20 protein-coding genes are annotated in these 19,071 nt (G+C 47.4%); 8 read left to right on the top strand and 12 right to left on the bottom strand.

Translation table 11 applies throughout. From position 1 onward, the window contains the following. Nucleotide 1: 1 nt before the first annotated feature. Both ptsG and glcT read right to left on the bottom strand, forming a co-directional pair. A complete protein-coding gene (gene ptsG, locus ACXAGL_RS12060; protein WP_474967672.1) occupies nucleotides 2-2,038 on the bottom strand; it encodes a glucose-specific PTS transporter subunit IIBC in 2,037 nt (678 codons plus the stop codon). 234 nt (nucleotides 2,039-2,272) lie between these two features. Next, nucleotides 2,273-3,115 carry a glucose PTS transporter transcription antiterminator GlcT gene (glcT, locus tag ACXAGL_RS12055; RefSeq protein ID WP_474991268.1) on the bottom strand — a complete coding sequence of 281 codons (843 nt, stop codon included), beginning with the start codon at nucleotides 3,113-3,115 and terminating at the stop codon, nucleotides 2,273-2,275. 184 nt (nucleotides 3,116-3,299) lie between these two features. On the opposite strand from glcT, the gene ACXAGL_RS12050 reads away from it, so the two are divergent. Continuing rightward, nucleotides 3,300-4,118, top strand: coding sequence for an HAD family hydrolase (locus ACXAGL_RS12050; protein ID WP_474991267.1), 819 nt, complete (start codon nucleotides 3,300-3,302; stop codon nucleotides 4,116-4,118). A 25-nt stretch (nucleotides 4,119-4,143) separates the two neighbouring features. Here the strand turns inward: ACXAGL_RS12050 and recX are convergent, their stop codons facing one another. Beyond that, nucleotides 4,144-4,959, bottom strand: coding sequence for a recombination regulator RecX (gene recX, locus ACXAGL_RS12045; protein WP_474991266.1), 816 nt, complete (start codon nucleotides 4,957-4,959; stop codon nucleotides 4,144-4,146). Between the two features lie 96 nt (nucleotides 4,960-5,055). On the opposite strand from recX, the gene ACXAGL_RS12040 reads away from it, so the two are divergent. Beyond that, nucleotides 5,056-5,961: a TIGR01777 family oxidoreductase gene (locus ACXAGL_RS12040; protein ID WP_474991265.1), complete on the top strand. Its 906-nt coding sequence runs from the start codon at nucleotides 5,056-5,058 to the stop codon at nucleotides 5,959-5,961. 102 nt (nucleotides 5,962-6,063) lie between these two features. Further along, on the top strand, nucleotides 6,064-7,185 hold the full coding sequence (locus ACXAGL_RS12035; RefSeq protein WP_474967667.1) for an amidohydrolase: 1,122 nt from the start codon (nucleotides 6,064-6,066) through the stop codon (nucleotides 7,183-7,185). A gap of 43 nt (nucleotides 7,186-7,228) precedes the next feature. On the opposite strand, the gene hxlB is transcribed toward ACXAGL_RS12035, so the two are convergent. Together hxlB and hxlA are read right to left on the bottom strand one after the other, a co-directional pair. Continuing rightward, nucleotides 7,229-7,786, bottom strand: coding sequence for a 6-phospho-3-hexuloisomerase (gene hxlB / locus ACXAGL_RS12030; RefSeq protein ID WP_474967666.1), 558 nt, complete (start codon nucleotides 7,784-7,786; stop codon nucleotides 7,229-7,231). A gap of 8 nt (nucleotides 7,787-7,794) precedes the next feature. Then, nucleotides 7,795-8,427 carry a 3-hexulose-6-phosphate synthase gene (gene hxlA, locus ACXAGL_RS12025; protein ID WP_474971922.1) on the bottom strand — a complete coding sequence of 211 codons (633 nt, stop codon included), beginning with the start codon at nucleotides 8,425-8,427 and terminating at the stop codon, nucleotides 7,795-7,797. Nucleotides 8,428-8,603: 176 nt separating this feature from the next. Here hxlA and ACXAGL_RS12020 point away from each other — a divergent pair, with 176 nt between their 5' ends. The 4 genes from ACXAGL_RS12020 to ACXAGL_RS12005 all read left to right on the top strand — a co-directional run bounded on the left by ACXAGL_RS12020 (nucleotide 8,604) and on the right by ACXAGL_RS12005 (nucleotide 11,570). After that, on the top strand, nucleotides 8,604-8,978 hold the full coding sequence (locus ACXAGL_RS12020; RefSeq protein WP_027956076.1) for a winged helix-turn-helix transcriptional regulator: 375 nt from the start codon (nucleotides 8,604-8,606) through the stop codon (nucleotides 8,976-8,978). Nucleotides 8,979-9,194: 216 nt separating this feature from the next. Beyond that, a complete protein-coding gene (locus tag ACXAGL_RS12015; RefSeq protein WP_474971923.1) occupies nucleotides 9,195-9,989 on the top strand; it encodes a DUF4397 domain-containing protein in 795 nt (264 codons plus the stop codon). 130 nt (nucleotides 9,990-10,119) lie between these two features. Then, nucleotides 10,120-10,683, top strand: coding sequence for a class F sortase (locus tag ACXAGL_RS12010; RefSeq protein ID WP_474991264.1), 564 nt, complete (start codon nucleotides 10,120-10,122; stop codon nucleotides 10,681-10,683). A gap of 338 nt (nucleotides 10,684-11,021) precedes the next feature. Beyond that, entirely contained in the window at nucleotides 11,022-11,570 is a 549-nt protein-coding gene (locus ACXAGL_RS12005) for a GNAT family N-acetyltransferase (RefSeq protein ID WP_206934279.1), read from the top strand. A 153-nt stretch (nucleotides 11,571-11,723) separates the two neighbouring features. Here ACXAGL_RS12005 and ACXAGL_RS12000 read toward each other — a convergent pair whose 3' ends face one another. Continuing rightward, nucleotides 11,724-12,389, bottom strand: coding sequence for an RsiV family protein (locus ACXAGL_RS12000; RefSeq protein ID WP_474967662.1), 666 nt, complete (start codon nucleotides 12,387-12,389; stop codon nucleotides 11,724-11,726). A 148-nt stretch (nucleotides 12,390-12,537) separates the two neighbouring features. Here ACXAGL_RS12000 and ACXAGL_RS11995 point away from each other — a divergent pair, with 148 nt between their 5' ends. Further along, nucleotides 12,538-12,897 carry a Lin0512 family protein gene (locus ACXAGL_RS11995; protein WP_474967661.1) on the top strand — a complete coding sequence of 120 codons (360 nt, stop codon included), beginning with the start codon at nucleotides 12,538-12,540 and terminating at the stop codon, nucleotides 12,895-12,897. A gap of 433 nt (nucleotides 12,898-13,330) precedes the next feature. Here the strand turns inward: ACXAGL_RS11995 and ACXAGL_RS11990 are convergent, their stop codons facing one another. The 6 genes from ACXAGL_RS11990 to ACXAGL_RS11965 form a co-directional block, all read right to left on the bottom strand. Further along, nucleotides 13,331-14,005: a TraR/DksA C4-type zinc finger protein gene (locus tag ACXAGL_RS11990; RefSeq protein ID WP_474971925.1), complete on the bottom strand. Its 675-nt coding sequence runs from the start codon at nucleotides 14,003-14,005 to the stop codon at nucleotides 13,331-13,333. Between the two features lie 403 nt (nucleotides 14,006-14,408). Next, complete coding sequence (locus ACXAGL_RS11985; protein ID WP_474971926.1) at nucleotides 14,409-15,545, bottom strand: bifunctional cystathionine gamma-lyase/homocysteine desulfhydrase; 1,137 nt, start codon at nucleotides 15,543-15,545, stop codon at nucleotides 14,409-14,411. 4 nt (nucleotides 15,546-15,549) lie between these two features. Further along, on the bottom strand, nucleotides 15,550-16,467 hold the full coding sequence (locus ACXAGL_RS11980; RefSeq protein ID WP_474971927.1) for a PLP-dependent cysteine synthase family protein: 918 nt from the start codon (nucleotides 16,465-16,467) through the stop codon (nucleotides 15,550-15,552). A gap of 21 nt (nucleotides 16,468-16,488) precedes the next feature. After that, on the bottom strand, nucleotides 16,489-16,944 hold the full coding sequence (locus ACXAGL_RS11975) for an S-ribosylhomocysteine lyase (protein ID WP_474967657.1): 456 nt from the start codon (nucleotides 16,942-16,944) through the stop codon (nucleotides 16,489-16,491). 4 nt (nucleotides 16,945-16,948) lie between these two features. Next, nucleotides 16,949-17,608, bottom strand: coding sequence for a class I SAM-dependent DNA methyltransferase (locus tag ACXAGL_RS11970; RefSeq protein WP_474971928.1), 660 nt, complete (start codon nucleotides 17,606-17,608; stop codon nucleotides 16,949-16,951). Nucleotides 17,609-17,819: 211 nt separating this feature from the next. Next, the gene (locus tag ACXAGL_RS11965) at nucleotides 17,820-18,959 is read right to left on the bottom strand and encodes a DEAD/DEAH box helicase (RefSeq protein WP_474991263.1); all 1,140 of its coding nucleotides are present in this window, start codon (nucleotides 18,957-18,959) and stop codon (nucleotides 17,820-17,822) included. Between the last annotated feature and the right edge of the window lie 112 nt (nucleotides 18,960-19,071).

Raw genomic sequence — 19,071 nt, 5'->3', positions numbered from 1 at the left:
TTTATTCAGTGATTTCTACAATATCCGGCTGGTTATGATTCACTTCACCAGATGCTTTCAGGCTGACACTCTTGCCTTCCTGAAGGTTTGTAAAGATAATCGGTGTCACAATAGACGGAGCGTTTTCCTTAACGAAGTCCAGATCGACCTCCATTAACGCCTGTCCCTGCTTCACTTCGTCTCCTTCAGCTATTTTAGCTGTAAATCCTTCACCTTTCAATCCTACTGTATCAATTCCGATATGAAGCAGGATTTCCATGCCATTATCAGCTTCAAGGCCGATCGCATGTTTTGTAGGGAATACGTTCAACACTTTACCATTGATCGGTGATACCACTTTTCCGTCAACCGGCTCGATGGCAAAGCCGTCACCCATCATTTTACCAGAGAACACCTGATCCGGCACCTCTGTAATCGGCATGATTTTCCCTTTCAGCGGGCTGACAAACGAAAGCTCGCCTTCAGCAACAGGAGCTTCTGCCTGTTTCTGTTCATTCATAATTTCAGCTACGTCTTCTTTGGAACGTGGTGTTTTACCATCAATGATGTCCTGCATTTGTCCACGCAGCGTATCAGAGACAGGGCCGAAGATAGCCTGGATGTTGTTTCCAACTTCCATGACCCCGGAAGCACCTAGTTTCTTCAGACGGTTTTTGTTGACATCATTTTTATCGTTTACAGAGACACGGAGTCTTGTGATACAAGCATCCAGGTGGTCGATGTTTTTCTGACCGCCCATCGCCTCAAGAATTTCAAATGGCAGGTCGCCCACTTCTCCATCCTCTTCTTCATCTTCTGCTTCGTCTTCACGGCCTGGAGTAGCCAGGTTGAACTTAAGGATCGCCCAGCGGAACCCGAAGTAGTAGATGACGGAGAAGATAAGTCCAACGATGATGACCCACCACCAGTCTGTACGGTTGGGAAGGACACCAAAGAGAATAAAGTCAATCAGACCACCGGAGAAGGTCTGTCCGATTTTCACCCCGAGGATCTCCATGATCATGAAGGAGAATCCGGCAAATACAGCGTGAATAGCGAAAAGGATCGGTGCTACGAACAAGAATGAGAATTCAATCGGTTCTGTAATCCCTGTAAGGAAAGAAGTCAGGGCAGCAGAAGCCATGATTCCTCCGACCACTTTTTTACGTTCCGGCTTCGCTGTGTGATAAATGGCAAGCGCTGCCGCGGGAAGACCGAACATCATGAACGGGAATTTACCGACCATGAAAGTACCGGCAGTAAAATCAACCCCATCTTTCAGCTGTTCGAAGAAAATTGTCTGGTCACCACGGATAATTTCACCGGCCGCGTTGGTGTAGGAACCAAACTCAAACCAGAATGGTGAATAGAAAATGTGGTGCAGACCAAATGGAATCATGGAACGCTCAATCAGGCCGAAGAAGAAAGCAGAGATGGTCTGGTTTCCTTCAAGCATCAGCTGGGAAAGAGCATTCAGACCGGCTTGTGCAAACGGCCATACCCAAAGCATAATCACACCTAGAATCAAGGACGTAAACGCCGTGATGATTGGAACGAAACGTTTACCGGCAAAGAATCCAAGGAACTGTGGCAGTTCTATATTGAAATACCGGTTGTACATCGATGCTGCTAATATACCGACGATAATACCTCCAAAGACTCCGGTCTGGAGCGTTGGTATACCGAGGACTTCCGCATAGGCGGGATCAGAGACCATGTCGGCATCAACGTTACCGAGCACGCCCATAACAACGTTCATAATTAAGTAACCGATAATCGCAGCAAGACCTGCAACACCATCGCCTTTAGCAAGACCGATGGCAACACCTACAGCGAAAAGAAGCGGCAGGTTGGCAAAGACAATTCCACCAGCTTCAGCCATCACCTGGAGCAGTGTCTGCACCCACTCGGTACCGAAGAATGGAACTTTGTCGACAAAGCTGTCCTGTGCAAAACTTGTACCAAAAGCGAGAAGAATACCGGCTGCAGGCAGCAGGGCCACAGGGGTCATCAACGCTTTACCGACTTTTTGCAGTGTGCCGAAAGCATTCTTAAACATAAGTATTTCCTCCTTTTTGTTTGTGGCAGAAATGCCGGAGCAATCAAACTAAAACGGTTTCAGTCTTAAACAGATCATGACCATGTAGGAATAATGACTTGAAGCCGATCTGTTTATGGACATAAAAAAGGCATGAGCACAGCAGGCGAAAGTGGCATAAGGATAGACCTATCCCTATGATAACCACTTCCCCTGCATGTACTCATGCCTGATCGTGTCAGTAACACGTACGTTTTAGGATTTATGGGTTAAACGCTGCAGATGAATCGTGAGATAAACGGCTTCTGATTCATCTACGGGTTTATTCAGCTGTTTCTGCATCACTTTAATCAACTTCCAAGCAAGATTATAGCATACCGGGTACTCTTGTTTCAACATCTCAGCGAGACGAATTTCATCCCCTGCCGATTCCCCCTGGTAGACACGGTCGATTGCTCTGTGAAGGTGCTGGACAAGCCGGTGATAATCGACACTTTTTTTGTCGATTTCAACGTCCATGGTTTCCTCCACAATTCCTACAAGCCGGGTAATCAACTGGTTATGCCGGTTGATTTCCCGGAGCGTCTTATCCGTGACTGCACTATGAATATGCAGCGCAATAAAACCGGTTTCCCCTTCCGGAAAATGAATGCCCATCTGGTCGTAGATCATTGTCACCACTTCTGTCGCCACCTGGTATTCCTTCGGGTAAAGCGATTCGATTTCGAACAGGAAAGGATTGGTGAACTGCATTTCCTTTTTCGCCCTGTTGATGGCGAAAGCGATGTGGTCAGTCAGAGCCACGTGGATATGCTGGTTCAGCTCCTGCCCCATCCTCGCTTCAATATGATGCAGAATATCATTCATAAAATCGATCAGCGCTTCATCAATGTAAGGCAGCAGATTGACATACTGTTCCTTTTCCTGTTCATTGCTCAATAGAAAGGTTTTGTCGGCTTTATCGAAGGAGACGTCCTCCCCTGTGGACTTGTTAAAACCGATCCCTTTTCCGATCAGCACCACTTCCTCGTAGGACGGGTGGGCAGCAATGATGACGTTATTATTCAATACTTTTTTTATTGTTAATTGCTGTTCCATAACGGTCCCCCACTAACATCACACTAAAAGCGTTTTCAGTCATCTCATAACTTCTATCCTATAGTTGATTTGTATTTTTTACAAGAGGTTAAACTACGGGCAGGTATTCTCCTTTGTGTGTAAGCGATTACGTCGTGTACAATCATGAAGGTACTTGATAAATGCCAAAGGAAGGAGCATTTCCATGATCAAATTGTTTGTTACAGACCTTGATGGCACCCTGCTCGGTCAGGACCATTATATAAAGAATGAAGATGTAGACGCCTTAAAAAAGATGATCGACTACGGGACTCCGCTTGCCGTAGCATCCGGACGGATGGACCATGAAATCAGCGAGGTGCTGAAACGTGTTGGCGTCAATGGCCACCGCGTCAGCCAGAACGGTGCTTTCGTGTTTGACGATCAGAACAAGCCGGTCCTCGCAAAGACGTTCGACCCTGAGCTTGCCCGCCGGATTGTCAGTGAAATTGACGCCGAACCGATGGTTAAAACCGTATCGACAGCTGATGAAACCTTTACGAAGGAGCACAGCCACTGGATCGACCTCATTTCCGAGCAGATGTTCCATGACATCATCGTTAAGCCGGAGCTGAATGAGCTGATCGGTACAAAAGTGACCCCGTCCAAGATTACCCTGCACGGACAGGAAGCCGATGTCATCAAGGCTGCTGATAAAGTCGCAGGCACTTTCGGCGAAGAAATCGACAGCTTCATCTCCCATGAAACCTGCGTGGATATGATGCCTAAAAACATCAATAAGCAGAGTGGTTTGAAAAAGTTGATCGAAGGACTCGGGCTTGCGCCTGAAGAAATTGCCTGTGTCGGGGATTCCTTTAATGATGTAAGCATGTTTGAAATGACACCGCACAGCTACGTCATGTCCACAGCACGTGATGAAGTGAAAGCGAAAGCCGGTACGGTTGTCGATCATGTTCACGAAGCCATTGAAGACCTTGATAAAAAAGGCCTGCTCAGAAAACAAGAACAAGTAGTTGACGTTTAAGTCACCTGCTTGTTCTTTTTTCATGCTAGCTTTCTTCGATATATTCCTCCATGAACCTGTCAATGGAATCGAATGCAAACCCTTTTCGGTACAGGCCTGCTTTCACCTTCTGCTTCAGTTCATAGCCTTCTGCCTTGGAAGAATACTTCCGGAGCAGCTTCTCCCCCTGGTGAACGACCGCCTGCCACTCGGCATCCTCATTTTCCTCATCAGGGAGCTGTGTAAGCACCTCTTTGATGACATCTCCTGTAAAACCTTTCTGCATCAGCGTCTGCTGCACCTGTTGAACCTGCTGTTTATGAGACTTCCTGCCATCGTTCCTCATTTTCTTTTCCGCAAATTTCAAGGCTTTTTCAATCTGCTCGTCGAAAGAATAATGATGAAGCGCATCCGCTGCGGTCTGCGCATGGACCCCTTTTTCAATCAGTTCCTTTTTCACCATGAGCGGCCCTTTACTGGAAGTCGTCACCCTCGTCCGGACAAGGGAACGGGCAAATTCCTGATCATTCAGCAGCCGCTCGTTTTTTAACCGCTGGATGATTTCATCAATCTGCTCCGGATCGGTTTCCTTGTCCGTCAAATAATCACGGATTTCCTTTTCCGATCGCATTCGATAGCTTAAATAATTGATGGCAAGGGTATAGGATTTATGCAGGTTATCACTCTGAATCAGTGCCTGGACCGCGGCATCATCAAGCTCCATATTTTTCTGGAGGTTGTGCTTGATGAGGACATCTTCATCAACACTGAATCCGTATTCTTCTCCCTGGCCTTTATCCAGAAAAATATTGTACCGTGCCTTATTTTTTTTCTGCGTTGTAATTTTTGTCAGTTTAGCCATTCGCTTCACCCCAATGCGTTTATTTTACCACGACTCCACCTTATATACATGATAAAGGACCGGGGACAGCCTATCCATAGAACAGGAGGAATAGAAATGAAAATTGCCGTAACTGGTGGAACAGGATTTGTAGGACAGAAACTCGTACAATCGTTACAAGAGGAAGGTCATGACATCTACATACTGACCCGGAGTCCCGAAAAGCACCAAAACACAGATCAGGTCACTTATGTTGGATGGTTGAAGGAATCCTTCAACCCGGAAAAGAAACTGCCTTTGCTGGACGCCATTGTAAACCTGGCCGGTGAATCGTTGAACAGCGGACGGTGGACAGAGGAAAAGAAACAGTCCATCCTAAAGAGCCGGATCGAAGCCACTGAGGGCGTGCTTGACTTGATTGATGCCCTTCCTGAAAAGCCGGATGTACTCGTCAACGCATCAGCTGTCGGATTTTATGGACAATCCAAAACGAAAACGTTTACGGAAGAAACGACAAAAGCAGGGAACGATTTTCTTGCGAGTGTCGTCGTGGAATGGGAGGAAAGAGCGGCTAAAGCCAAGGAAAAAGGGGTGCGGACCGTTTATGTGCGCTTCGGAATTATCTTAGGTGAGGAAGGCGCCCTTCCTAAAATGGTCCTGCCTTACAAAATGATGGTCGGTGGAAACCTTGGCTCCGGCGAGCAGTGGATGTCCTGGATCCACGTCCAGGACGTTGTCGGCCTCATTCAATTTGCCCTCATTCACCCTGACCTGGAGGGGCCGTTGAATGGAACAGCTCCCAATCCGAAGCGAAACAAGGATTTCGGACAGACATTGGGGGATGTTCTCAACCGGCCGCACTGGCTCCCGGCTCCGGCCTTCGCATTGAAGGCGGCGCTTGGAGATATGAGCACCCTCTTGCTCGATGGTCAGGCCGTCATTCCGAAAAAAGCGCTCCGCGAAGGGTACAGCTTCAAGTATCCCGAACTAGAGCCGGCTCTTGCCTCTATTTTGGAAAACTAGCAAAAAAAGGAACAAAGTCCCGGACTTTGTTCCTTTTTTTAGAGCCAACAGGACAGAATAACCGTATAATAAAAGTATAACTATTGGAAAGGCTGTATGTTTATGATGACTGTCATTAAGAATGTCCATATTCACCCGATCACCTCCCCTTCTATTCCGAATGGCTCTGTCCACGTTGTCGACGGAAAAATTCAGGATTATGGAGCGGACCTTCAAATTCCTGAACAAGCGGAATGCATTGATGGAAAAGGCATGGACTTGTATCCCGGCTTTATTGACGTCCACACCCACCTCGGATTATATGATGAAGGTACAGGCTGGGCAGGCAGTGATGCCAACGAAACGATCGAAGCCATTACTCCACACTTAAGAGCTATCGACGGCGCTCATCCGCTGGATCCTGCCTTCTTCAATGCGCGCAAAGCGGGTGTCACGACTGCCCACATTATGCCGGGGAGCGCCAACATGATCGGCGGAATGACGTCGGTTATCAAGACCGTTGGCCATACGATCAACCAAATGATTCTACGGCAGACGGCCGGACTGAAGCTGGCTCTCGGTGAAAACCCGAAACGCATTCACTCCCAGTCCAAAAATGCGTCCATTACGCGTCTTGGAATTATGGGGACGCTTCGGGAAACGTTCTATGCTGCCATGAAAGATCCCGACCCCGGCCTCCGTGTCCAGCCGATACTCAAAGCGCTCAATAAGGAAATCCCTGTCCGGATCCACGCACACAGAGCGGATGACATTGTTACAGCGCTCCGGTTTGCAGATGAGTTCGATCTCGATTTAAGAATCGAACACTGTACAGAAGGGCACCTGATTGCAGACGAGCTGGCCGGCCGTGATCTTCAGGTATCTGTCGGCCCCACCTTTACACGGGCGTCTAAAATTGAACTGCGCAACAAAACGTGGCAGACGTATAAAATTCTGCATGACTACGGCATTAAAGTATCGATTACGACCGATCATCCCTACACCCCTATCCAATACTTAAACATCTGCGCAGCCCTGGCGGCCAGAGAAGGAATGGAAATTGAGGATGCCCTCCGCGGCATTACCATTACTCCAGCGAAAAACCTTGGCGTGGATGACCGTGTCGGATCTATCGAAAAAGGCAAAGATGCCGACCTTGTCCTATGGAGCGGCCACCCTTTCGAGTATCTCTCCAAACCGATATGGACAATGATTGATGGGAAAATGGTTTACTATCAGGAATAACAAAACAAGCCTCCACCATAAGCGGGTGGAGGCTTGTTTTCATTCATTCAAGATTGGCATGCTTTCCGTACATCGTCTCTGAATCCAGTCCTTTTTTCTCCATCAGACCTAAAATCAAAGCATCATATAAGACAAGCATGGTTTGTTCAAATAAAGATCCCATCGGCTGTATCGTGCGGAACTCTTCCTGACCACGGTCTTTTGGTGCACCCGGCATTTGAACCGTCAAATCCGCTGTTTTTCCGATTGTAGAATCAGGCTTGATCGTAACAGCCGCCACTTTTCCACCTAAACGCTTTGCCTTTTCTGCAACAGCCGCAAGCGAAACGGTTTCTCCAGAGCCTGTCCCGATAATCAAAAGGTCCCCTTCTTCCAATCCAGCTGTGACGGTCTCACCTACCGCATAAGCGTCCAGTCCTATATGCATGAGACGCATGACAAAAGATTTTCCCATTAACCCGGACCGGCCGGCCCCCGCAACGAAAATTCTCCTGGACTGAAGCATCTGGGTAATCAGTGCTTCTGTTTCTTCTTTAGAAATGTAAGAAACACTTTCTTCGAGTTCAGCGACAATCTTTTTCATATACGCTTGTGCATTCATAAGATGACTCAGCCCTGGGTTATCAGCTCTTTGATTTGCTTGGCAGCTGATGCTTGATCTTCCTGACCAGTAATTCCTCCGCCGACAATGATTAAATCAGGCTTGTGGCTGATCACTTCTGGAAGGGTTTCGAGCTTGATGCCGCCCGCAATAGCCGTCTTCGCGTTCTTGACTACTTTCTTAATTGCGGCAAGGTCTGCAAAAGAATCTTTTCCAACGGCTTGGAGATCATAACCCGTGTGCACACAAATGTAATCCACACCGAGCTGGTCCAGTTCTCCGGCACGTGTTTCAACATCCTGAACAGCGATCATGTCGGCAAGAATCTCTTTGCCCTGATTCTTCGCTTCCTCGACGGCACCTTTGATGGATTCATCTTCAGCAGCTCCCAGAATGGTAACGATGTCTGCTCCGGAAGCAGACGCTTGGCTGACTTCGTAACCGGCAGCATCCATAATTTTAAGATCAGCAAGAACCGTCATATCCGGGAAGGCTTTCTTCACTTCTCTAACCGCCTTCAATCCTTCATTGATGACGACCGGCGTTCCGATTTCCACCACATCGACATGGTTCTCCACTTCCTTCACCACTTCAATGGCACCGTTAATATCTACAAGGTCTAAAGCAAGTTGTAATTTCATTTATCTTCGACTCCTTCTTCTTTGAGTTTGGATAAGCCCCAGGTTAAAAACTTTACGCTGTGGCACAGGGATTAGTATACTCAGCCTAGTGAAATAAAAAAAGTACGCATTTTTTTCTCACGTAGTGAAAAAAAGTATACTGCCCCCTCGACTTTTATATAGAAAGGAAGAGCATGATGCCGAATTTGGGAGAACGATCATTCAACTGTGAAAAAGAATTAACTTTAGCCATTATAGGTGGAAAGTGGAAAATGCTGATTCTCTGGCATTTAGGAAAAGAAGGAACGAAACGCTTCGGAGAACTGAAGACCCTTATGCCGGGGATTACCCAGCGGATGCTCGTCAACCAGCTGCGTGAACTTGAAGCCCACGATATCATTCACCGGGAAGTGTACCCGGTTGTTCCCCCCAAAGTGGAATATTCGCTGACCAAACACGGGGAAAGCCTGCTTCCGATCTTAGAAGCGATGTACGCCTGGGGAAGAAATTATGTCGATGAGGTGCTCGATGGTAAAGATGACTTCACTATCGCCGGGGATCACAGCGGATAACGTATAACATCCATCCATAGCAAGGCAGTAAAAAGGGCACCGATTCATCCCGGTGCTTTTTTTGCACATTCATTACAAATATAATGTTTCGAATTCAAACTTTACGGCAATAGGTAGACTGTAACAAAACTTGTACAAGTGTTACACAACGTTGTATGAATTCGATATTTTTTGCCTCTCCGGCAATCAATATAAAAAATCAAGGGAGTGGAATGAATGAAAAAGTTGTTATCAAGTCTTGCTGCTGTTGTTTTGATTTTTGGAATGTTCGCCCCGGCTGTTTTCGCAGATCATCACGAGGAAGCTATGCTCCGTGTCGTCCATGCTTCACCTGATGCGCCTGCGGTTGACGTATACTTAAATGATGAAGCCGCTGTGGAAGGTGCTGAGTTCAAAGCAGCTACCGACTATATGAAAGTTCCTGCAGGAGAACATACCGTTGAAATTTATGCAGCCGGTACAAAAGGTGAACAGGATCCTGTCATTTCTACAAATGTTACGGTAGAAGCTGGTAAAGCTTATACCGCAGCAGCTGTTGATAACCTGGAGAATCTGCAGTTGAAAGCTCTTGAAGATTCCATGGAAGCAAGCGAAGATATGGCTAAAATCCGTGTTGGACACTTCATTCCAGAAGCACCAGCTGTTGATGTAGGACCTATTGATGGAGACGCTGTCTTCTCTGGTGCCGAATTCCCGATGGTAACCGATTATAAGGAACTTGAAGCAGGAACGTATGATCTTGAAGTACGCACAACAGATGGGGCACAGCTGATTGACCTTTCCGGAACAACTCTGGAAGCAGGGAACGTCTATAGTGCATTCGCTGTAGGGACCGCTGATAATCCTGAAGTAATCCTTCTTCAAGATTCATCCGCGATGCCTTCTGATATGCCTGAAACTGGTTTTGGTGGAACAAGTCAAACTTCCAATGCCCTTCTATATGCCGGTATCCTGGGTCTGGCAGCAGCAGGTGCTGGTGTATTCCTTACACGCAGAAAATCTGAAGCGTAAGTAAAATATGAAAAGAATCTTCACCCCTGTGATCCTCGGTCTCTTCGTTTTCTTCGCAAGCTATTCCCTGCTTAGCGAAGAACCCTTGAAAGAGGCCGGGGTTCTTTCTACCTCCAGCCAGGATGAGTTTATGAAAGAAACACACGCAGGAGAAAAAGAAACCAGGGACGCCCTTGAAAACGAGCCGATCCAGCAGAATTACACACCTGCCGCCACCGTATCTCCTGACAAACAGGAGGGCATCGTTCCGAATCGGTTGGAAATCCCGGCCATCGACGTCGACGCCCCTATCCAGTCTCTCGGGTATACCGATGAAGGTGGAATGGCGGTCCCTGCTAACTTGACGGACACCGGATGGTTTGAGCCTGGGACAAAACCAGGGAATCAGGGGAATTCCGTCATTGCCGGTCATGTAGATGGGAGAAGCGGCCCCGCGGTATTTTATAATTTAAAAGAACTGTCAGAGGGCGATGAGATTTATCTTTACGATGATGAAGGAACCCGCCTAACGTTCACAGTGGAAAAAACAGCGTCTTATCCTTTTCAAGATTCACCCATCCGTGAACTTTTCGGTCCTTCCAGCGAACAGAGGTTAAACTTAATTACCTGTACAGGATCGTACAACCAGGAAGCCTCCACCTACTCCGAGCGTCTCGTTGTCTTTACTGTACTGACAGAAGTAGAGGACGTTTAATAGGCACCCAGCCTTCACGATAAGGGTGCCTTTTTTATGTTTTACATAACGGCGGGAAGGTGACGAAACAAGGAAAAAATTTCATCGCAACTTTACAATTATTTTATTCACTTTTTTACGGTTTTGGATTATTATAAGTTTAGATGATTCTTTATAAGTTTCTGTTTTAGGGAAGGCAAATGGTGCGCCACCAGTAGCTTTACTGGTTCTAGTGGGTTCGATTCCCACCCCGGATTTTTGTGAGCAATTGATAAAAATTCGAGGGGGGTTCGAACCAGCCAGGAATGGTTCTTTCCTATGCATACGAACCCCCCTCCTCATCCAAGGAGGGATTTTTTATGCTGAAAAAGCGTGAGCTGCATGACGCCCCGGTTTTGTTTGATTTGATGAGTCACCCTGAAGTTTTTCCATATGTCCGCCATAAAGCTTCATCAAGTGATGAGTTTTACTTTTTGACAAAGCAGACCATAGAAGCAGAAGATCGGGGTGAATTGGTTTCACGTACGATCCTGGATGAGTGGGCCCAGCCAATCGGAACGATCAATCTTTTTGATATACAAGAAGGAAGAGGATTTTTGGCCACTTGGATCGGCCGCCCGTATTTCGGTATGGGATACAACAAGCCTGCCAAGGAAGCGTTTTTTGAAGAGTTGTTCTTCCAGCTGGATGTTCAGGCGGTCTTTATGAAAATCCGCCGTACCAATGTCCGTTCCATGAAAGCCGCACTCAAAATTCCGTATGTATCCTCTGCCAACGAGGATTACCCGGACGTCTACGAATGGATCAACCGTAACGAGGACGTGTATGACCTGTACGTCATTACGAAAGACCAGTATTTATTCCACTATTATGGTGAGCAGAATAATGAGGAAATGATGGAAGCATAAGCAGAGCGCTTATGCTTCTTTTTTGTGGAGAAAACAATCCACAGTGTTGTGCACAATGTGAATAACTTTCTGAATAATCAGCGAAAACGCAACTTTCTCACAGTAATTCCTGTGTACAAAAAACACATCACCGCTGTGGATGATGTGCACAAATCATGTAACCGATGGGATGGGAACCTGCGGGGCATTGATTTCTGTTTTCAGAAGACCTTTCATTGGAACGGGCACTTCTGGTGTGCCGTGAACCCCCGCCGCTACTTCAAATTTATTGAATACAAGCACCAGGTGATCATCCTTCATGTAAAAAGCTGTGTTCTCGCGGACACCCGCAAATGGCTGTTCAGCACGAAGATCCGGATCAGCATCCAATATTTTTTTCACTTCCTTATTCAATTTGGCCATATCAAAGAGATCCTGCAGCTTCTTCACTTCCCCGCCTGTCCTGTCTTCAAAATTCACCGATGTGACCGTTGAATTGTAACGGTCCCCCCTTGATATGTGGGAAATCATGACAACAGAATAGAAATGCTTTTCCTGGTAAACGGCGGACTCCTCATAATACAAATAGGGAACTCCGCTGAAATCGGCTGCCCCCTTCTGCACCCGCCCGGCCGTATGCTCCAGCTTTTGAACAATCCTGTGATTGACGATGTTCTGCAGTTCTTCATTTTCCAAATTCGTAAACAAAGGATAGTCGGCATGTACCTCCCAATCCTCCGCCACTTTATCTTTGTGCATGATTTTATATATACTTTCCGCTGAAACAGCTTCTGATGTGATCAGGGTCATCATCAAAGCCATTACCCATAATCGCTTCACTGTCCATCCCTCCTGTACCATTAGTTTGACCTAAATAGGCGAAACTAATGGACAGGACAGAAATTTTTATCCGCTGGTCTTTATCCATATCCTTTCCAGAGCGTCTGGAACCTGTGATACCATACAAGAAGAAAGGTGGGAAATAAGAATGGATCAACTTATGTTTATACAAACTGGAATGGGAACAGATGTACATGGACAGAACGTGACAAAGGCAGCCGTCCGAGCAATCAAGAATGCCATCCACACCAATTCCATGCCCGGCATACGGACCGTTCTTCCAGAACAATCTCTGGACAATATGAAAATCAACGTCAAACTGGCCGTTCCCTGCGATTTCGATCAGCTGGATCATGAGGAAGTAAAAAAAGCCATTCCTTTCGGCGAAGTGACCATCACCGTCATGGAAGGTGGAATGCTTACAACCAGCGGCATTTTCCTTGAAGAAAAAGAAGACAAAAATGATTTGATGTACATCGTAAACGCAGCCGTTGAAGTCGGTTATTAATCAACAGAAGGCCCGGGATAATCCCGGGCCTAAGCTTGTAGAGAAACCTTTTTTCTAATAACTGCAAAGGGCGGGCATCAATTCTTGGTCACGGGTAGAATTTTTCCAACGCAAGCAGCAGTAACGCAGCCTGTACTGTTCTTTTGAAACGGCGAAGGAGCTATGCTCAACGTTCTCTTTTATCATAGGGTAAAACTGTTTCCACACAAGCATCGGCACGAGGAGCGTTCGGTGGTGACGCCTGCGGGAACTGTGCGAGCCGAAGATCCACTTGGTCCAATGGTTTTCTTGACCAAGTTAGCTGAGGCCGTGCCCGCGGCAAGCATCCACCGATAAGTGGAACGTGCCCCCTCATCACGACAGGACAACTCTAACTGGATAACACGGATTTTTCTACAGCCTTAGGCCCGGGATACTCCCGGGCCTTTAGAGTTTACTGCTCCTCTTCTCTTTCATCCATTTCATCCATATATTTATCATAATGCTCATTTCTTTGGAAGGAGACACCCTCCGCTCCTGTATAGCCATTCATATCCGTGGAAACAAACGACTCGAATTCTTCTGCATAGCCGACACCGTCCTGATTGTCCATAAGGGATGAATCATCATAGGTCATGCTGCTTTGATTGAAGGAAGCCACCTGCTCATAAGCATTCTGTTCATTATATTCAGGATCATCCGAGTCTCTTCCATAGGCATTCTCAAGATGAGTCAACACATCCTGTTCGACCGGAGGGTCAGAGGGAACCTCCTCATTCGGTGATGCATCCGCAATCGTCCGTGCTGTCGGGAGAGCTTCCAGCCGCTCCGCAGGAATCTGCCGGCCCGTCACTTCACAAATGCCGTACGTGCCGTCTTTTATCTGCTGAAGCGAATATTCAATGTCCTGTAATTCTTCTTTAACATGAGCAAGCAGGGCCATATCCTTTTCCCTTTCATACAGCTCTGTCCCTGAATCCGCGGGATGATTGTCGTACTGCGACAATTCACCCGAGGCCATATCACTCGCAAATCCCCGCTTCAGGCCATACTGGTCATCGTCCATCGTCTGTTGTTCCAATTCCCTCTTTCGATCTTCCAACTGCTTTTTATATTGAATATAATCCATGTCATTCCACTCCTGATTGGTAGTCCCTGTTAGTTTGACACTCCCTTCTTTTCCTATACAAAAAGGGAGTGCTCTAACAAGAGCACTCCCTCAGCTTTGAGTAAAACCTTCTGTCCAGCGACTCTAAAGGAGCGGACATCCATCCTAGCGTAAAGCTGTTTTCCCACAGGCATCGCCTCGTGGAGCGCTCGGTGGGGACGCCTGCGGGAACAGCGCGAGCCGAAGATCCACTTGGTCCAATGTTTTCTTGACCAAGTTAGCTGAGGCCGTGCCCGCAGCAAGCATCCGCCGATAAGCGGAACGTACCCTCTCAACACGACATGCGGACAACTCTAACTGGATAGGACGAACTTTTTCTACAGACTGAGGGAGTGCTCTAACAAGAGCACTCCCCTTTTTCTGGTTATTTTCTTAAGGCTTGGAGGAAATCTTCCTTCAAATCTTCAATATCTTCCAACCCGATGGACACACGGACAAGCCCCTCCGTAATGCCAAGCTCTGCCCGGCGGTCTTCAGGGATGGACGCGTGAGTCATTTGGGCAGGTACAGAAATGAGACTTTCCACAGCTCCTAGACTTTCCGCCAGCGTAAAATAGTTCACATGGCGGAGCACCTTGTCGGCTTTTTCAGCGGTGCCGACGTCAAAACTGATCATACCACCGTTTCCGCCTGCCTGTTTCGTGTGTACATCATGACCATTATGCGAAGAAAGGCCTGGGTAGTAAATGTCCGTGACTTCCGGAAGTTCCTGAAGAAACTCGACGAACTGCCTGGTGTTCTCTTCAATTTCTTCCATGCGGATACCGAGCGTCTTGATTCCTCTCATTAACAGCCACGAATCTTGAGGTCCGAGGATTCCACCTGAAGAATTCAACACAAAATGAACATCTTCCGCGAGCTGTTCTGAATTCACAACGACAAGCCCGGCGACAACATCACTATGTCCGCCTAAATATTTCGTCGCACTGTGCAGGACGATGTCCGCACCGTGCTCCAGTGGATTCTGCCAGTATGGTGTACTGAAGGTGTTATCCACGATAAACGTTAAGTCATGCTTTTTCGCCAGCTCTGCCGTTTGATCAAGGTTGGTAATTTTCAGCAGTGGATTGGTCGGCGTTTCGACGTAGACCGCTTTCGTACGATCCGTGACTGCCGCTTCGATATTCGCCGTATCACTCGTGTCTACAAAACTCGCTTCCAGGCCGAAACGGTTGATCACTTTGGACACGAGACGGTACGTACCGCCGTACACATCGTCGGTAAAAATGATGTGATCTCCGTGGTTGAAAGTCATCAGGACCGCCGTAATGGCGGCCATCCCAGAACCGAAGGCAAACCCGCGGTGCCCGCCTTCCAGATCTTTAATCAGTTCTTCCAGGGCAAAACGGGTCGGGTTGCCTGTCCGCGAATATTCATATCCGCGGTGCTGACCCACGCCATCCTGAGCATACGTGCTGACCTGATAAATCGGCACACTGACCGCTCCTGTTTTTTCATCTCCTGTAATACCACCGTGAATCAACTGCGTTTTTTTCCTCATGCTTTCACTCCTCGTATATTCCTTGGCTTAAATACCGTTCACTGCTGTCGGGAAAAATAGTTACAATCCGGGCCCCGGGTTCTGCCTGCTCCGCTTCCCGGAGGGCGGCTTCAAACACTGCTCCGGAAGAACTCGCCACAAGCAGCCCTTCCTTGAGTGCCAGTTCTCTCACACGGGCAAAGGCATCTTCATCGGCAATCGTGTGAATGGCATCAAAATAATCTGTATCCATATAAAAAGGTAGAAATTCCATACCGATGCCTTCCGTACGATGCGATCCGGCTTCTCCACCATTCAGAATCGATCCCTCCGGTTCAACGATGACCGTCTTGACAGCAGGATTCTGTTCTTTCAAGTACCGTGCTGTCCCCATAAAGGTTCCTCCTGTACCAGCTCCTGCTACGAAAACATCGATGTCTCCCTCAAGATCAGCATAAATTTCCGGACCAATGGATTCATAATAAGCATCCGGGTTAGCCTGATTGTTAAACTGCTGAGGGCTGAAGGCGTCCGGAATCTGTTTACACAGCTCCTCCGCTTTATCAATCGCGCCTCTCATTCCCTGGTCCGTCGGCGTGTTGATCACTTCTGCTCCAAGGGCTCTCATCAGCGTCTGTTTTTCAACACTGAATTTCTCAGGTGTCACAAAAATCACCCGGAACCCTTTTCCAATAGCAGCAAGAGCGACGCCGATCCCTGTATTGCCCGCGGTCGGTTCCACAATTGTCCCGCCAGGCTTCAGCAGGTCACGTGCTAAAGCATCCTCAATCAGTTTTAAACCCAGGCGGTCTTTGATACTACCGCCTGGGTTCATGAATTCAAGCTTGGCAAATATACGGGCTTGATTCGGGATCGCTGAATGAGTGAGTTCAATCATAGGTGTCTGCCCAATCAAAGATTGGATATTCTTCACGTACCCCATCGCATTCTCATCTCCCGTTTTTTAAAAAACTTCCGTCCATTCGTCACGCTTATTCAGAAGCTCGCGGGCAAGCTCCTGTGCACCTTCCAGGCTGTGGCTGGCTGCAAAACCGCACTGCACTTCGTTGCAGGCCGGCACTTCTTCCGCTTCCAATACATCCTGAAGCGTTTTTTCGATCACATTCAGGATATTTTCGTAGCTGTCATCATTCAGTACTGCAATATAAAAACCTGTCTGGCATCCCATCGGTCCGATATCGACGATACGGTCATGGTGGTTCCGGCTGTTCTCTGCCATCAGATGTTCAAGAGAATGAAGTGCAGGCATATTCATGTGTTCCTGGTTCGGCTGCTTGATACGCAGATCATATTTATAGATTTTATCTCCCTTTTCCCCTTCGGTCACACCAACAAGGCGTACATAAGGCGCTTTGACTTTCGTATGGTCAAGGTTAAAGCTCTCTACGTTCATAGGCATAAGATCATACTCCTTTTCCCGCCTGGATAAGCCAGGCATATTTGTTAATTTGTTCAAACGATACCTCAAATCCAGCTTCTACAAACATCTCTTTTATCTCTTCTAGATAAGGGTAGTATTCTTCCTGCAAATCCTGTGCTAAATTCAAGAATCCCGCCTGCTCGGCTTCCTTGATCAACGTGTTCTTATGATCTTTATCCTTAAACAGGGTATCAATAAAAATCACCTGGCCATCTTCTTCGAGACGCTGATGAAAGTCGACAATGGCTGCTTTCTTCTCTGAACTAGTCAGGTGATGAAAAGCAAACGAGCTGACAATGGAACGGATTGGTGACTGAAGCATAGGGTATTCAAGGAAATTCCCTTCGTATATTGCTGCTTCAGGACATTTCACTTTGGCAATTCTCCGCATTTCCGAAGAAGGCTCAACGCCCAGCACCACTTTGTTCTGATCGACCATTTTTCTTGTAAGGTTGGCCGTTCCTACTCCGAACTCCAATACGGGAGATAATGAGAGCTTCGCTAAGCGCTCCAGCATTTCCTCATAACCGTCGAAGACTTCTCTATATTCTGGATCTTTTCCTGCTACTGTATCATCATATGAACTCGCCCATTGGTTGAATAGGTCGACGAATTCCATTCCCATCGCTTCATCTCTCCCCATAATTTATAATCCCAATGCGTTTACTCGGAATTACATTATTAATGTATCATATTTCTGAAGATTCTACAACGGTATAGGTCTATGACCCATTTTTCAGCATCTGCTTATCCATCCACCGGTTTACTTCATTCACTGCCGTGCCAACCTTCCTGAAAAAATGGGGTGGCACGGTATGAAAAAAAGCGAAGGATGCCTTTCAGCATCCTTCGCTTTATTCTTTCTCTCTTTTGCCCGGGGATAGTGTATCGAGTGTACGACGTTCGAGTTTTTGTTTGGTTTGTTTTTCTATAATATTCAGCATCTGCTTATCCTTCGGCGAAGCGAAGGTGATGGCGAGGCCTTTGCCGCCCGCTCTTCCTGTACGGCCGATGCGGTGGATGTAGCTGTCCGCATCCTGGGGAATGTCGTAGTTGAAGACATGAGTGACTCCTTCTACATCCAATCCCCGGGCTGCTACATCGGTAGCCACTAAATATTGGATATCCGCTTCACGGAACCTTTTCATGACTTTCTGCCGTTTGGCCTGGGTAAGATCACCATGAAGTTCATCGCTGAGGAATCCTTTGGCAAGCAGCGCATCATTCAACTTCTTCGCCCGGCGTTTGGTCCGGCAGAAAATGACAGCAAGAAATGGCCGGTGCTCGAGCATAATTGTCATCAGGGCATCCTGTTTGGCTCTGTCTGTCGTTTGATACAGCAGCTGTTTAATGTGGCCGATCGTCTCTTTCTCGGGCTTTACGTGAATGGTTCTGGGCTCCCGGAGCATTTCCCGTCCGAGTTTCTTCACCGAGGACGGCAGGGTGGCAGAAAACAGCATGGACTGTCTATCCGGATTCGTTTGATCGAGGATGTCCATCACATCTGGATAAAACCCGGCTTCCAGCATTTGATCCGCTTCATCAATGACAAGGTACTCCACCTGGGTAAGATCGACGGTTTCCCGGCGCAGATGATCAAGCAGCCGGCCGGGAGTCGCTACAATTATATGAACCGTCCCTTCCAGCTTATGCAGCTGTTTGATCGTATCCTGCCCGCCATAAACCGGCAGAACATGGATCCCCTCCGGGGCAAGGCGCTTCGTCTCCTCCGTAATCTGCAGCGCCAATTCCCTTGTCGGTGATATGATCAGCGCCTGCACGTGAGGCTTGGAAGAATCGATCCTTTCTAATATCGGAACAGTAAAAGCAAACGTTTTTCCCGTGCCTGTCTGCGCCTGTCCCATGACATCCTGTCCGTCCATGATTACAGGGACCGCCTGCTCCTGAATAGGAGTGGGTACGGTAATTCCCTGTTTCTTCAATCGATCAATCATTTCCCGGGACATACCCAGTTGTTCAAAAGTTTTTTTCACTACTTATCCTTCTTCCTTCAATAAAATCTTCCTGTATACATACCTTCCCGTAGTATACCTGAAAAAACACCGTTCCACCTCCTTCTCTCAAGAAAAACTATAAAAATTCTGT

The sequence above is a fragment of the Halobacillus sp. ABA4_118 genome (assembly GCF_056160205.1).
The sequence above is the reverse complement of the archived record's forward strand: the minus strand, read 5'-3'. Positions and strand labels throughout refer to the sequence as shown.